11 protein-coding genes are annotated in these 14,117 nt (G+C 71.5%); 3 read left to right on the top strand and 8 right to left on the bottom strand.

The window, feature by feature from the left end; all coding sequences use genetic code 11:
- Positions 1-218 precede the first annotated feature (218 nt).
- Positions 219-1,196 carry a methylmalonyl Co-A mutase-associated GTPase MeaB gene (meaB, locus tag Q344_RS0103220; protein WP_028286599.1) on the bottom strand — a complete coding sequence of 326 codons (978 nt, stop codon included), beginning with the start codon at positions 1,194-1,196 and terminating at the stop codon, positions 219-221.
- Between the two features lie 99 nt (positions 1,197-1,295).
- On the opposite strand from meaB, the gene hrpB reads away from it, so the two are divergent.
- Complete coding sequence (gene hrpB / locus Q344_RS0103215; RefSeq protein WP_036538248.1) at positions 1,296-3,740, top strand: ATP-dependent helicase HrpB; 2,445 nt, start codon at positions 1,296-1,298, stop codon at positions 3,738-3,740.
- A gap of 174 nt (positions 3,741-3,914) precedes the next feature.
- Here hrpB and argF read toward each other — a convergent pair whose 3' ends face one another.
- The 4 genes from argF to Q344_RS0103195 all read right to left on the bottom strand — a co-directional run bounded on the left by argF (position 3,915) and on the right by Q344_RS0103195 (position 8,956).
- Positions 3,915-4,841 (bottom strand): ornithine carbamoyltransferase, encoded by a 927-nt coding sequence (gene argF, locus Q344_RS0103210; RefSeq protein WP_028285399.1) that lies wholly within the window; start codon positions 4,839-4,841, stop codon positions 3,915-3,917.
- Positions 4,842-4,901: 60 nt separating this feature from the next.
- On the bottom strand, positions 4,902-6,074 hold the full coding sequence (locus Q344_RS0103205) for an aspartate aminotransferase family protein (protein ID WP_028285398.1): 1,173 nt from the start codon (positions 6,072-6,074) through the stop codon (positions 4,902-4,904).
- 228 nt (positions 6,075-6,302) lie between these two features.
- Entirely contained in the window at positions 6,303-6,740 is a 438-nt protein-coding gene (locus Q344_RS0103200) for a GFA family protein (protein WP_028285397.1), read from the bottom strand.
- 11 nt (positions 6,741-6,751) lie between these two features.
- The gene (locus tag Q344_RS0103195; protein WP_036538245.1) at positions 6,752-8,956 is read right to left on the bottom strand and encodes a primosomal protein N'; all 2,205 of its coding nucleotides are present in this window, start codon (positions 8,954-8,956) and stop codon (positions 6,752-6,754) included.
- Between the two features lie 87 nt (positions 8,957-9,043).
- Here Q344_RS0103195 and fsa point away from each other — a divergent pair, with 87 nt between their 5' ends.
- On the top strand, positions 9,044-9,697 hold the full coding sequence (gene fsa, locus Q344_RS0103190) for a fructose-6-phosphate aldolase (protein ID WP_028285395.1): 654 nt from the start codon (positions 9,044-9,046) through the stop codon (positions 9,695-9,697).
- Positions 9,698-9,746: 49 nt separating this feature from the next.
- Complete coding sequence (locus Q344_RS0103185; protein WP_028285394.1) at positions 9,747-10,919, top strand: LysR family transcriptional regulator; 1,173 nt, start codon at positions 9,747-9,749, stop codon at positions 10,917-10,919.
- Here Q344_RS0103185 and tcuB read toward each other — a convergent pair.
- From tcuB to Q344_RS0103170, 3 genes are read right to left on the bottom strand one after another with little or no spacing between them, the layout of a single operon-like run.
- Positions 10,916-12,016: a tricarballylate utilization 4Fe-4S protein TcuB gene (tcuB, locus tag Q344_RS0103180; protein WP_028285393.1), complete on the bottom strand. Its 1,101-nt coding sequence runs from the start codon at positions 12,014-12,016 to the stop codon at positions 10,916-10,918. The two genes, Q344_RS0103185 and tcuB, sit on opposite strands and share 4 nt — an antisense overlap.
- Positions 12,006-13,409 carry an FAD-dependent tricarballylate dehydrogenase TcuA gene (gene tcuA / locus Q344_RS0103175; RefSeq protein WP_036538242.1) on the bottom strand — a complete coding sequence of 468 codons (1,404 nt, stop codon included), beginning with the start codon at positions 13,407-13,409 and terminating at the stop codon, positions 12,006-12,008. The genes tcuB and tcuA overlap by 11 nt, the downstream gene beginning before the upstream one ends.
- A complete protein-coding gene (locus tag Q344_RS0103170; RefSeq protein ID WP_051630231.1) occupies positions 13,406-14,092 on the bottom strand; it encodes a GntR family transcriptional regulator in 687 nt (228 codons plus the stop codon). Before Q344_RS0103170 ends, tcuA begins: the two co-directional genes overlap by 4 nt.
- Between the last annotated feature and the right edge of the window lie 25 nt (positions 14,093-14,117).

Below are 14,117 nucleotides of genomic sequence, written 5' to 3'. Positions count from 1 at the left end.
GCCGGGCAGGCCGCGCGCGGGCCGGGCTTCGCCCACCTTCCTCTGGTCCATGTATCCTCGGGGGGTGAATTGGCCGCAGGCCAAGAGGGGGGCAGACAGCCCCCCTCCGGCGCGACGGGCTTCGCCCGGCGCAAACCTTTCCCGGACGCACCCCCCGCACCACGGCCCGCGGGCCGGACGTCGGACCGGCACGGGACCCGGCCGGCGGGCTGCGCGCCTCATCCCTTCCCGAGGCTCTCCAGCATCTCCTGCGCGGCGGCGGCGGGGGCCGCCTCGCCCTGCGCCACCCGGTCCGCCAGCGCCGCCATCCGGGCCTTCGCATCGGGCTCGTCCAACCGGGCGAGCAGCCCGTGGCGGACCTCCTCGCGGAACCAGTAGCGCGCCTGGTCGGCCCGGTTGCGCGCGAAATGACCCTGCGCCCGGCGCCAGCCGACCAGCTCCGTCATGGTCTCCCAGGCCTCCGGCAGGCCCGCCTCCTCCACCGCCGAGACCGTCATCGCCTTCGGGAAGCCCTCCGGGTCCTGCGGCCGCTTGCGCAGCAGCCGCAGCGCCCCCGCGTAATCGGCGCGGGTCCGCGTGGCGGTCTCCCTCAGCGCGCCATCGGCCTTGTTGACGAGGATCAGGTCGGCCATCTCCATGATCCCGCGCTTCACCCCCTGCAGCTCGTCCCCGCCCGCGGGCGCCAGCAGCAGGACGAAGAGGTCGGTCATCTCGGCCACCACGGTCTCGGACTGCCCGACGCCCACGGTCTCCACCAGCACGACGTCGAACCCGGCGGCCTCGCAGAGCGCCACCGCCTCGCGCGAGCGCCGCGCAACGCCCCCGAGCTGCGATTGCGCCGGAGACGGACGGATGAAGGCCTTCGGATCGCGCGAGAGCCGCTCCATCCGCGTCTTGTCGCCCAGGATCGAACCGCCCGAGCGCGCCGAGGAAGGGTCCACCGCCAGCACTGCGACGCGCAGCCCCTGCCCCGTCAGCATCATCCCGAAGCTCTCGATGAAGGTCGACTTGCCCACGCCCGGCGTGCCCGAGAGCCCGATCCGCACCGCCTCGCGCCCGGCGCCCCGAAGCCGCTCCATCAGCTCGGCGGTCATCGCGCGATGGTCCGCCCGCCGGCTCTCCACCAATGTCACGGCGCGCGCCAGCGCCCGACGGTCGCCCGCGATCACCTTCTCGGCCAGTTGCGCGATATCCATGCCACCCCCGGTCTGCTGCAGGGGCCTGAATGCCTGCCCCCGGCCCCCAAGTCCAGAGCCGCATGGACGCCGCGCCCGCCCTGCCCCATAAACCGCCCCATGACGACGCCCCGCCTGCCCATCGACGATGCCCTCCCCGCCCTGATCGCGGCCCTGCGGGACCGGGGCCGCGCGGTGCTGCAGGCCCCGCCCGGCGCCGGCAAGACGACGAAGGTGCCCCTGGCGATGCTCGAGGCGGGGCTCGCCCGCGGCCGCATCCTGATGCTGGAGCCGCGCCGCCTCGCCGCCCGCGCCGCCGCCGCGCGGATGGCCGAGACGCTGGGCGAGGCGCCCGGAGAGACCGTCGGCTACCGCATTCGCGGCGAGGCGAAGGTCTCCGGGGCGACCCGCATCGAGGTCGTCACCGAGGGCATCCTGACCCGCATGATCCAGTCCGACCCGGAGCTCACGGGCATCGGCGCGGTGATCTTCGACGAGTTCCACGAACGCTCGCTGAACGCCGATCTCGGCCTCGCCCTCTGCCTCGAGATCGCCGGTGCACTGCGCGAGGACCTCCTCCTCCTCGCCATGTCCGCAACGCTCGACGCGGGCCCGGTGGCCGCCCTGATGGACGCGCCGCTCGTCACCTCCGAAGGCCGCATGTTCCCGGTCGAGACCCGCTGGCTCGACCGCCCCCTCGGGCGCGGCGCGCGCATGGAACCCGCCCTCGCCGATCTCGTCCTTCAGGCCGCGGGCGAAACCACGGGCGGGATCCTCGTCTTCCTTCCCGGCGAGGGCGAGATCCGGCGCACCGAGGCCCTCCTCAGGGACCGCCTGCCCGGGGACCACCACATCCGCCCCCTCTTCGGCGCGATGGATTTCGCCGCGCAGCGCGCCGCGATCCGTACCGAGACCGCGGGCCGCAAGATCGTCCTTGCCACCTCCATCGCGGAAACCTCGCTCACCATCGAGGACATCCGCGTCGTGGTCGATGCGGGCCTCGCCCGCCGCGCCCGCTTCGATCCCGGCTCCGGCATGGCGCGGCTCGTCACCGAGCGCGTCACCCGCGCCGAGGCCGAGCAGCGCCGCGGCCGCGCGGGGCGCGTGGCGGAGGGCACCTGCTACCGCCTCTGGACCCGCGGCGAGGAGGGCGCGCTCGCCGCCTTCCCGCCCGCGGGGATCGAGGCCGAGGACCTCGCGCCCCTCGCCCTCGACCTCGCGCTCTGGGGCGCCGAACCCGCGGCGATGCCCTTTCTCACCCAGCCGAACCCCGGCGCCTATGCCGAGGCGCAGGCGCTGCTGCACATGCTGGGCGCGCTCGACGCGGGCGGTCTCATCACCGACCATGGCCGGGCCCTGGCGGCGCTTCCGCTCCACCCCCGCCTCGCCCACATGCTCCAGCTCGGCGGTCCCGACGCCGCCCTGCTGGCGGCCCTCATGGCCGAGCGCGACATCCTCCCGCGCGAAGCGCCCCGGGACCTCACGCTCCGCGTCGAGGCCGCCCGGGACCCCGCCCGCTTCCAGCGCGACCGCGGATTCGCGGTGCACCGCGCCACGCTGGAACGCGTGAAGCAGGAGGCGAAACGCCTCCGCGCCAGCGCCGGCCCGGCGCAGGGCCTCGGCACCGCGGAGCTCGCCGCCCTCGCCTACCCCGACCGCATCGGCCTGCGCCGCCCCGGCGAGGCGCCGCGCTTCCTGCTCTCGGGCGGCAAGGGCGCGGTGATCGACGCGGGCGACCCGCTCGCCTCGGCCCGGCTGATCGTCGCCACCGACCTCGACGGCGACCCGCGCGAGGCCAGGGTCCGCCAGGCCGCGGCGATCAGCGAAAGCGCGCTGCGGGGGCTGTTTCCGGACCAGATCGCCTGGGTGGACATCTGCGAATGGTCCCGCCGCGAGCGCCGCGTCGTGGCCCGGCGGCAGGAGCGCTTCGGGGCCATCGCGCTCGACGACCGCAGCTGGACGGACGCCCCGGCGCAGGCCGTGGCCCGCGCCATGCTCGAGGGCGTGCGCGAACTGGGCCTGCCCCAGCAGGAGGCCGCGCGGCTGTTCCGCGCCCGGGTCGCTCTCGCCCGCGCGGGCGGGCTCGCCCTGCCCGACATGTCGGAGGACGCGCTGATGGCGACCCTCGAGGACTGGCTGCTCCCGCACCTCACCGGCGTGAAGACGGTCGCGCAATGGAAGAGCTTCGATCTGATGCCCGCGCTGCGCGGCATGCTCGACTGGGACCGGCAGCAGGCGCTCGACCGGGCCGTGCCGGCGCGGTTCACGACGCCTCTTGGGCGCGAGATCCCCATCGATTATTCCGGCGAGGTCCCCGCGATCGAACTGCGGCTGCAGGAACTCTTCGGCCAGACCACCCACCCGAGCGTCGCCGGCCAGCCGCTGCGCGTCTCGCTCCTCTCCCCGGCGGGGCGGCCGGTGCAGGTCACGATGGACCTGCCCGGATTCTGGGCGAGCTCCTACGCCGATGTCCGGAAGGACATGCGCGGACGCTACCCCAGGCACCCCTGGCCCGAGGATCCGACGCAGGCCGATCCGACGCTCAGGGCGAAACCGCGACGGTAGAGGGGCCGCAGGGGGCGAAGCGCCAGGCTGCGCCCTGCGCGCCGGCACGCGCGACCCCGTCCGGCCGGGCCCGTCCCGCCACCACCGCCTCTGCGCCAGGGCCCCCGCGCGATCCGGCCATGGCCGGATCGCAAGGCGTCAAGTGCGGCCCGCGCCGCGGGCCGCTCCGCCGGATCAGACCCCGAGGCACCAGCGCATGATGGCCTTCTGGGCGTGGAGCCGGTTCTCGGCCTCGTCGAAGACCACCGATTGCGGGCCGTCCATGACCGAGGAGGTGACCTCCTCGCCCCGATGCGCGGGCAGGCAGTGCATGAACAGCGCCTCGTCCCCCGCCGCCGCCATCAGGTCGTCGTTCACCTGGTAGGCGCGCAGCAGGTTGTGCCGCCGCTCCCGCGTCGATTGCGCGTCGTGCATCGAGACCCAGGTGTCCGCCACGATCAGGTCCGCGCCCTCGACCGCCCGCCAGGGGTCGCGCTGGATGGTGAAGTCGACGCCCTTCTCGCGCGCCCGGTCGACGTAATCCCGGTCGGGGTCGAGCTGCTGCGGGCCGGAGAATGTCAGCGAGAAGTCGAACTGCTCGGCCGCGTGCAGGAAGGAGGCGAAGACGTTGTTGCCGTCACCGACCCAGACCACCTTCTTGCCCTTGATCGGCCCCCGCCGCTCCTCGAAGGTCATCATGTCGGCCATGATCTGGCAGGGGTGCGAGCGGTCCGTCAGCCCGTTGATGACCGGCACGCTGGCGCATTCCGCCATCTCCTGGAGCACCGTCTCGTCGAAGGTCCGGATCATGATCAGATCGACATAGCGCGACAGCACCCGCGCCGTGTCGCCGATCGTCTCGCCGTGGCCCAGCTGCATGTCCTGCCCCGAAAGCACCATCGTCTCGCCGCCCATCTGGCGCACGCCCACGTCGAAGGAGACGCGGGTCCGGGTCGAGGGCTTCTCGAAGATCAGCGCGACCATGTGGCCCGCGAGCGGCTGCTCGTCGTCGGGCGCGCCGCGCGGGCGGCCGAGGCGGGCCTGCTTCATGCCCTGGGCGTGGTCGATCATGTGCCGCAGATCGGCGGCGTCGGTGGTGTGGATGTCAAGGAAATGGTTCATCTGTCTGTCGGTAAAAAGGGCGCCGCCCGGGGGACGGCGCCGGTGTCAGGGAAGGAGCTGTCAGCCCGCCGCGACGGCGATGGCCGCGTGGTCGAGCCGGGCGATCGCCTCGGCGATCTCGTCCTCGGTGATGGTGAGCGGCGGCAGCAGGCGGATGACGTTGTCCGCGGCCGGCACCGTGATGACCTCGGCCTCGTAGCCCGCCTTCACCACGTCCGCGTTCGGGGCGACGCATTTGAGCCCGAGCATGAGACCCTGGCCCCGGACCTCGGCGAAGACGCCGGGATGGGTCGCGACCAGCCCTTCGAGCTTCTGGCGGAAGAGCGAGGCCTTGCGGTTCACCTGCGCGAGGAAATCGGGATCGGTCACCGTCTCCATCACCGCGAGCCCGACGGCGCAGCCCAGCGGGTTGCCGCCATAGGTCGAGCCATGGGTGCCGGCCGTCATGCCTGCCGCGGCCTTCTCGGTGGCCAGCACGGCACCCAGCGGGAAGCCCCCGCCGATGCCCTTGGCGACCATCATGATGTCGGGCGTCACGCCCGCCCATTCATGGGCAAAGAGCCGTCCCGTCCGGGCCACGCCGCATTGCACCTCGTCGAAGATCAGGAGCGTGCCGGTCTCGTCGCAGAAGGCGCGCAGCGTCTTCAGGAACTCGTCGGTGGCCACGTTGATGCCGCCCTCGCCCTGCACCGGCTCGATCATCACCGCGCAGGTCTTGTCGGACATCGCGGCGCGGACCGCCTCGATATCGCCGAAGGGAAGCTGCTTGAACCCCGGCAGGAGAGGCCCGAAACCCTTCACCATCTTCTCGGTGTTCACCGCGGCGATGGCCGCCGAGGAGCGCCCGTGGAAAGCCCCGTGGAAGGTGAGGATCTCGGTCCGGTCGGCGCCCGCTTCGTAATGGTATTTCCGCGCCATCTTCACGGCAAGCTCGCAGGCCTCGGTGCCCGAGTTGGTGAAGAAGACGGTGTCGGCGAAGGTGTTCTCGACCAGCTTGTCGGCCAGCGCCTTCTGCTCGGGGATCTCGTAGAGGTTCGAGAGGTGCCAGACCTTGTTCGCCTGCTCGGTCAGCGCCGCGACCAGCTTCGGGTTCGCATGTCCCAGCACGTTCACCGCGATGCCCGACCCGAGGTCGAGGAATCGGCGCCCGTCCTCCTCGATCAGCCAGGAGCCTTCGCCCTTCACGAAGTGAAGCGGCGCGCGGGAATAGGTCGGCAGGACGGAGGGGATCATGTGGATACCTCGGATATGGAAGAGCCATGACAGAGCATGAGGCTCGGGACCAAGTCAATGTTGCGGAGGGTTTTGTCGGGGGTGCGGCAGGCGCACGGGATCACGGGACGTCAGGCGCGGGTGCGTCGGCGTCGGATGGAGGCGTTGAGGGCGGTCCGTGTGATCATGGACCGCCTGATAGACCGGAACCTGCCGCTTGGGAAGGGGGAATGTCTCCCCGGTTCCAGATCAGCCCCGGGCGGCGAAACCTGCGATCAGCGCGGGATACGCGTCGGGATCGGGGAAGCCGGGGAAGGCATGCTCGGCCGGGGTCTGCGCCCACGGCAGCTTCTCGGCGGTCATCGTTTCCATGTAGGGGCGGCTCCATTCCGGGACGTCGAACATGGTCGGGCGGATGTTGACGAATTCCTGCCCCTCGATCCGGGTGAAGAGCCATGTCAGGCACCTGGGGCAGAAACGATGGTCGAGCGGCGGCGCCCCGATGCCACCCCGCACGGTCTCGCCTTCCACCTCCAGAGCGTCTTGCGGGACCATGGCGGTCAGCGAGAAGGCGCTCGAGGACATCTTCCGGCAGCCGGTGCAATGGCAGGCGGTGGTCATGAAAGGCGGCTGCGTCACCGTGAGGGTCACGGCGCCGCAGCGGCAGGTTCCGGTCTGTGCGTCCATCTTTCTCTCCTTCAGAAGAAGCTCTGCGGGTCGATGTCGACCGAGAGCCGGAAATCCTTGGGCAGGGCCAGCGGGCCCAGCCACCTGGCGATCGCGTCCTGCACCGGCGCGCCCTTCGGCGCCTTCACCAGCAGGCGGACCCTGTGGCGGCCGCGGATCCGGGCGATCGGCGCGGGCGCGGGTCCGAAGACCTGCGCGCCGATGGCCCGGATCGCGCCGTCGTGGCGGGCGAGCTCGGTGCCGATCCGCATCGCCTCGGCCGCGTCGGTGGAGCTGAGCACGAGGCCCGCAAGCCGTCCATAGGGCGGCATTTCCATGGCGCGGCGGGTCTCGGCCTCGGCCTGCCAGAAGGTTTCCTCGTTCCCGGTCAGGATCGCGCGGATCACCGGGTGGTCTGGCTGATGCGTCTGCAGGAGCGCGGTGCCCGGCCGGTCGGCGCGGCCCGCGCGGCCCGAGACCTGCCGCATGAGCTGGAAGGTGCGCTCGGCCGCGCGAAGGTCGGAGCCTTGCAGTCCGAGGTCCGCATCGATCACGCCGACGAGGGTGAGAAGCGGGAAATTGTGCCCCTTTGCAACGAGTTGCGTGCCGATGATGAGGTCGGCGCCCCCGGCCGCAATGGTCTCGATCCGCTCCTTCAGGGCCCGGGCGGAGGAGAAGAGGTCCGACGACAGCGTCGCGATCCGGGCGTCCGGGAAGACCGCCTGCGCCTCTTCGGTCAGGCGCTCGACGCCGGGACCGATCGGCGCAAGCCGGCCCTCGGCCTCGCAGGAGGGGCACTTGTCCGGCATCGGGCGCGTCTCGCCGCATTGGTGGCAGACGAGGCGCTTCAGGAAGCGGTGCTCGACCATCGCGGCGTCACAATGTTCGCAGTTGATCTGCTCACCGCAGGCCCGGCAGAGCGTCACCGGCGCATAGCCCCGCCGGTTGATGAAAAGCAAGGATTGCTCGCCATTTGCAAGGCGTTCTTCGACCTGCGCGCGAAGTGTGGGCGAGACCCAGCGCCCCGTTTCCAGACGCTCCTTCCGCATGTCGATGGCCTTCATCTCCGGCAGGAGCGAGTCCCCGAAACGGCTCTCGAGATCGACGCGGGCGTATTTGCCCGCTTCGGCATTCGCCCAGCTTTCGAGCGAGGGCGTGGCCGAGGCCAGCACAACCTGCGCCCCGCAGAGCGAGGCGCGCAGCACGCTCATGTCGCGGGCGTTGTAGAGAACCCCGTCCTCCTGCTTGTAGGAGCCGTCGTGTTCCTCGTCGATGACGATCAGCCCGAGATCGCGGAACGGCAGGAAGAGCGCCGATCGCGCACCCACCACCAGCTCTGCGCCACCCTGGCCGACCATCTTCCAGATGCGCCGCCGCTCGGTCATGGTGACACCGTGGTGCCACTCGGCGGGGCGCGCGCCGAAGCGCTGTTCGACGCGGTTCAGGAACTCTGCGGTCAGGGCGATTTCCGGAAGCAGAACAAGCGCCTGCCGCCCTTTCCTCAGGCATTGCGCGACCGCCTCCAGATAGACTTCGGTCTTGCCAGAGCCGGTCACGCCGCGCAGCAGCGTCGTCCCGTAGCGCTCCGTCCGCACGCCTTCCGCGATCCGGTCGGCGGCGCTCTGCTGGTCCTCGGTCAGCGCCTTGCCGGGCCGGTGGCTGTCGAGCCGGGGGAAGGCGACGTCGCGGGGCGCGGCCTCTTCCCGGACGGCGCCCGCCTGCACCAGCCCCTTCACGACCGAGGAGGAGGTCCCCGCCTCGTCGCAGAGCTCCTTCAGCGTGAACCCCGCCCCGCCATGCGATGCGAGCACGTCCAGCACGCGGGTCCGGGCATCGGTCATCCGCGCGGGCTCTGCATCGCCCAGCCGGTAGATCTTGCGCATCGAGGGCGGATCGGTCAGCCCCGGCGCGCGTGTGGCAAGCCGCAGCATCGCGGCCATCGGCGTCAGCGTGTAGGCGGCTGCCCGCGTCAGGAACTCGCGCATCTCCTCGCGCATCGGGGCGACGTTCAGCACCCGCGTCACGGGGCGGACCCTGGAGATGTCGAAATCCCCGCGTCCCGGCCCCCAGACGACGCCCATCACCTGCCGTGGCCCGAGCGGCACCTGCACGAAGGCCCCCTCCACGCAGCCTCCCTCGGGCGCGCGGTAATCGAGCGTCCGGTCCAGCGGCTGAGTCGTCAGCACCGACACCAGCGCGCCTTCGTCGAAATACCCGGGTTCCCTCACGCTCGCCATTACGCTCGATCGCGCCTTCCTGCTTTCGGAGGCCCGTCTTATCGGATAACAAGCGGCCAAAGTCCAACCCGGCAGAGGACCCCTCACATGAAATTCTTCGTCGACACCGCCGAGATCGAGGCGATCCGTGAACTCCATGCGCTCGGCATGGTGGACGGCGTCACCACCAACCCGTCGCTGATCATGAAATCCGGCCGTGACATCAAGGAAGTCACCAGGGAGATCTGCGAGCTCGTCGAGGGCCCCGTCTCGGCCGAGACCGTCGCGCTCGATGCCGAGGGCATGATCGCCGAGGGTCGCGAGCTGGCCAAGATCGCCGACAACATCACCATCAAGGTGCCGCTCACCTGGGACGGGCTGCGCGCCTGCAAGGTGCTGAGCGACGAGGGCCGGATGGTCAACGTGACGCTCTGCTTCAGCGCGAACCAGGCGCTGCTGGCGGCGAAGGCGGGCGCGACCTTCATCTCGCCCTTCATCGGGCGGCTCGACGACATCAACCTCGACGGGATGGACCTGATCCAGGACATCCGGATCATCTATGACAATTACGGCTTCGAGACCCAGATCCTCGCGGCCTCGATCCGCTCGGTGAACCACATGACGGACGCCGCCCGGATCGGCGCCGACGTGGCGACCGCCCCGCCGTCGGTGATCCACCAGATGGCGAACCACGTCCTGACCGACAAGGGGCTCGACGCCTTCATGAAGGATTGGGCGAAGACGGGTCAGAAGATCCTCTGACCCCGGACCGGATGGGCGCCGCTCCCTTCCCGATCCCCCCGGTTGCGCGATGATCTCGCGCAACCTGCGACACCTGCGGGTCTTCCTCGCCGTGTGCGAGCTGGGATCGCTCACGCAGGCCTCGGCCCGCGGCAACGTTTCCCAGCCGGCCGGAACCCAGGCGCTGCGCAAGCTCGAGGCGGCCGCGGGCGGCGCGCTGTTCGAGCGGACCCGCCAGGGCATGTATCCCACCGACCGCGGCCGCCTGCTGCAGGCGCGCGCCGGACGGGCCTTCGCGCGGCTCGACGCGGCGCTGGCCGATCTCTCGCCCCGCCTGCCGCTGACCGCCTCGAGCGCCCAGCTCTCGGCCTTCGTCGCGGTCTGCGACGCCGAGAACTTCACCCTCGCCGCGCGGCGTCTGAACCTCGCCCAGCCCACCGTGCACCGCGCCGTCACCCAGATCGAGACCGAGGCGCAGGCCCCCCTCTTCGAGCGGCGCCCGCACGGGCTGGTCCCGACCCGGGCCGCCGTCGCCCTGGCGCAGGCCGCCCGGCTGGCGTTTTCCGAGCTCGAGCAGGCCGAGGCCGAGATCGCCGCGCTGGACGGGCGCGAAGTCGGGCAGATCGTCGTCGGCGCCCTGCCGCTGGCCCGGTCCGTCCTGCTGCCGCAGGCGCTGTCGGACTTCCGCCGCGCCCGGCCCACGACGCCGATCCGGGTGATCGACGGGCTCTACAGCGACCTGCTCTCGGGCCTCCGGCGCGGCGACATCGACCTCGTGCTCGGCGCGCTGCGTCATCCGGTGCCGATCGGCGACGTGGTGCAGGAGGCGCTTTTCGAGGACCGGCTGGCCGTGGTCGCCCGGAACGGACATCCTCTGGCGCGCCGCGGCGGGCTCGCTCCGGCCGACCTCTCGGACCAGGAATGGGTGGTCCCCCGCAGCGGCACGCCCTCGCGCATCCAGTTCGACGCGATCTTCGCCCCGGGCGGCAGGGCGCCGGCGCGGCTGATCGAAGCGGGCTCGATCCTCTTCATGCGCGAATACCTCAACCGCGGCGACGCGCTCGGCTGCATCTCGGCCGCGCAGGCCGAGGCCGAGATCGCCAAGGGCCTGCTCCTGCGGCTCGACGTCGAGGTGGACTGGCCCGGGCGGCCGATCGGGATCACCCTGCGCGAGGGCTGGGTGCCGACCCCCGCGCAGGCGCTGCTGCTCGACACCCTGCGGCGGACGGCGCGCGCGCTCTAGCGGCGCCCGGCCTGCGCCTCGCGCAGCAGCGCGGCGAAGCGGTAGAAGCCGTGCGCCATCTTGGAATAGGGCGTCAGCAGGAAGAGCGTCAGCACGCTGCCCAGATGCAGGGCCAGCAGCGGCCCGGTCAGCACGCTCTCGCGCAACCCATAGAGCAGCAGACCCGACAGCCCGACACCGCCCAGAAGCCAGACGAAGGCCCATTCCCCCGAGGCGCGCCCCGGCGTGCCGAGCGCCGGATCGGCCTTGCCCTTCAGGACCAGCATCCCGGCGCAGCCCAGGGTCAGCAGCACGCCGCCCGGCACCCCCAGCAGTTTCGGCGCCGAGAAGAAGCCGTAGGGCGCGGGGCTGGCAAAGGCGTAATGCAGGATCGTCCCCGAGACGGTCGAGGCGAAGCAGAGCAGGAAGCCCCACATGACCGCGTGATGGGCCATGCGCCGCTCGTCCGAAAAGCGCTCTTCGGCCTCGAAGTTGCAGCCCTGCCCCTGCCCGCCGCCCAGGTTCCCGAGCGTCGCGGCGGAGCGGGCGGCCGCACCGATGTCCGCCAGCGTCACCGCGCCGCCGCCGGTTTCGGACCAGTAGCGGCGCAGGCCGATGCCAAGCGCGGCGAGCGGGAGCAGGAAGGCCGGCAGGAAGATCAGCACCATGGCGCCGTGCCCGAGATAGGCGTAGAACCCCTCGCCCCCGCCCGGCAGCGCCGCCACGGCCAGGAACATCAGCGCGCAGGCGAGCACCAGCGCCGCGGCCAGCGCGGTGCCGCGCCGCTGGAAGAGCGCCGCCAGACCGCCGGGCCATGCGAAACGCTCCCAGCTTTCGGCCCGCGCCGCACCGAGCGCCGCGGGCAGGTTCAGGTCGAACGCATGCGGCGCGGTGTACTGGCAGGCGTAATAGCAGCCCCGGCAGTTGTGGCAGAGGTTGGCCAGCTGGGTGATGTCGCCATCGGCAAAAACCTTCTGGCGGGTGATCGCCGGGAAGACCGCGCAGAAGCCTTCGCAATAGCGGCAGGCGTTGCAGATCTCGACCTGCCGGCGGGCCTCGGCGACCGGATCGGAAGAGATCGCGCCGGGATCGGTCTGAAGGGTGACGTCAAGCGACATGGGCGGCGGCCTCCTGTCCCGCGATGCGTCCGAAGACGGTGCCGATGGTCATGCCGAAGCCGGCGAGGTAGCCCTGCCCGAGGATCGAGCCCGCCATCATCTCGCCCGCGCTCCAGAGGTTCTCGTAGGGACCATCGGGCCCGGCGACCCGCGCGCGGTCGTCCACCTTCAGCCCGAGATAGGTGAAGGTCACGCCGGGACGCAGGGAATAGGCATAGAACGGGGGCTCTTCGATGGGCCGCGCCCAGTTCGTCTTGGGCGGCTCCAGCCCCCCGGTCGCGAGGCCGTCGAGCCGCTGCGGGTGGAAGTCCCCGGGGCGGCAGGCGGCGTTGAAAGCGGCGATGGTGGTGCGGAGCCTCTCGGCCGGCAGCTCCAGCTTCGCGGCCAGTTCGGCAATGCTCCCGGCCGCGATCGGCGGATAGACCGAGGGCATGAAAAGGTCGATCGAGCGGGCGTCGATGATCGAATAGGCCACCTGCCCGGGCTGGGCGGCCACCAGCCGTCCCCAGATTGCGTAGCGCTTCGGCCAGACGTCCTCGCCTTCGTCATAGAAGCGCTCCGCGTTGCGGTTCACCACCACCGAGAAGGGCACGCAATCCAGCCGGGTCACGATCCCGCCGTCGTATTTCGGCGCGCGCCCGTCGATCGCCACCGCGTGGCACTGGGTCGGATCGCCGACCGACCGGGCGCCCTGGTCCAGCATGTCCTTCAGCACGACGCCGCGATTGTAGGGCGTGCCGCGGATCAGGAAGTTCCGCGCGCTCTCGCCCCAGGCCCGCGCAAGCCAGTCGATGTCCCCCTGGAACCCGCCCGAGGCCAGCACGAAGGCCCGCGCGTGGAAATGGCGGGTCACGCCGTCGACCTCGACCTCCAGATGGGTCGCCCGCGCGCCCTCGATGCCGACATGGCGCACCTGCGCCTCGTAGAGCACCTTCACCCCCAGGTCCTGCGCCGTCAGGTAATAGGCGTTCACCAGCGCCTTGCCGCCGCCGAGGAAGAAGGCGTTCGTCCGGTCGAGCGACAGGGTCCCCGCGAGCGAGGGCTGGAAGCGGACGCCATGCGCCTGCATCCACGGCAGGCAATCCTCGGAGCTGCGGATGCACATCCGCGCCAGCGCCTCGTCGGTCTCGCCCTTGGTGACGCGGATCAGGTCGTCGAAGAACTCCGCCTCGTCATAGGTCTCGACCAGCGGGCCCAGATCGCCGTGATGCATGCAGCGGAAGTTGCGGGTGTGGCGGGAATTGCCGCCCCGGTAGGGCTTCGGCGCGCCTTCGAGGATCAGCACCTTCGCGCCCCGCTCCGCCGCCTCGATCGCGGCGCAGAGCGCGGCGTTGCCGCCGCCCGCGATGATGATGTCCCAGGTCTCCGACGCGCGCGCGATGGCCTCGCTCATGCCCCGCCCTCCTGCCGGAGGATGCGCAGGCGGGTCAGCTGCGCCCGCTCCATATGCGCCCGCATCGCGGCCTCCGCCGCCGCGCCGTCGCGGGCCGCCATCGCCTCCAGCACGGCGCGGTGTTCCTCCACCGCCTCCGCCGCCCGGTCCGGCCGCTCCATCGCCGAGGGTCCGAGGATCAGCAGCGCCGCCTCGACCGAGGCCATCGAGCGCACCAGGAACCGGTTGCGCGCCGCGTCCAGCAGACGCGCATGGAACTGCCGGTTGAGCCGGGCGAGCGCCGCCGAGGCCCCCGCCGCCGCCATGTCCGCGTTGATCGCGCGAAGCTCCTCCAGCTCCATCGGAGAGGCCGCCCGCGCCGCCAGCCGCGCGGCGGTGCCCTCGAGCACCGTGCGCATCTCGTAGAGCTCCATGATCTCGGGATAATCCATGCTGCGGACCACGGCGCCGAGGCGCGGCTGGTGATCGACGAGCCCCTCCGCCTCGAGCCGCCGGATCGCCTCCCGCACCGGCGTCCGGCTGACGGCGAGCCGCGCGGCCAGCTCGGTCTCGGTCAGCCGCGCGCCCGGCGGGAGCGCGCCCGACCGGATCTCCTCGCGGAGCCGCTCATGCACGCTGTCGCCGTGCAGCGGCCGGCTGGCGGTCTCCGTCGAAGGCGTGTCTGCGGGCTGTGTCTCTTCCATGCATCCAGTCGTATACAGGCGGGCA

Origin of the sequence: Pseudooceanicola nanhaiensis DSM 18065 (genome assembly GCF_000688295.1) — a bacterium.
Classification (GTDB): domain Bacteria; phylum Pseudomonadota; class Alphaproteobacteria; order Rhodobacterales; family Rhodobacteraceae; genus Pseudooceanicola; species Pseudooceanicola nanhaiensis.
The sequence above is the reverse complement of the archived record's forward strand: the minus strand, read 5'-3'. Positions and strand labels throughout refer to the sequence as shown.

Excerpts from the sequence above, each read along its gene's own strand:
- meaB (WP_028286599.1), bottom strand. The coding sequence starts at position 1,196 with ATGGATATCGCGCAACTGGCCGAGAAGGTGATCGCGGGCGACCGTCGG.
- hrpB (WP_036538248.1), top strand. The coding sequence starts at position 1,296 with ATGACGACGCCCCGCCTGCCCATCGACGATGCCCTCCCCGCCCTGATC.
- argF (WP_028285399.1), bottom strand. The coding sequence starts at position 4,841 with ATGAACCATTTCCTTGACATCCACACCACCGACGCCGCCGATCTGCGG.
- Q344_RS0103205 (WP_028285398.1), bottom strand. The coding sequence starts at position 6,074 with ATGATCCCCTCCGTCCTGCCGACCTATTCCCGCGCGCCGCTTCACTTC.
- Q344_RS0103200 (WP_028285397.1), bottom strand. The coding sequence starts at position 6,740 with ATGGACGCACAGACCGGAACCTGCCGCTGCGGCGCCGTGACCCTCACG.
- Q344_RS0103195 (WP_036538245.1), bottom strand. The coding sequence starts at position 8,956 with ATGGCGAGCGTGAGGGAACCCGGGTATTTCGACGAAGGCGCGCTGGTG.
- fsa (WP_028285395.1), top strand. The coding sequence starts at position 9,044 with ATGAAATTCTTCGTCGACACCGCCGAGATCGAGGCGATCCGTGAACTC.
- Q344_RS0103185 (WP_028285394.1), top strand. The coding sequence starts at position 9,747 with ATGATCTCGCGCAACCTGCGACACCTGCGGGTCTTCCTCGCCGTGTGC.
- tcuB (WP_028285393.1), bottom strand. The coding sequence starts at position 12,016 with ATGTCGCTTGACGTCACCCTTCAGACCGATCCCGGCGCGATCTCTTCC.
- tcuA (WP_036538242.1), bottom strand. The coding sequence starts at position 13,409 with ATGAGCGAGGCCATCGCGCGCGCGTCGGAGACCTGGGACATCATCATC.
- Q344_RS0103170 (WP_051630231.1), bottom strand. The coding sequence starts at position 14,092 with ATGGAAGAGACACAGCCCGCAGACACGCCTTCGACGGAGACCGCCAGC.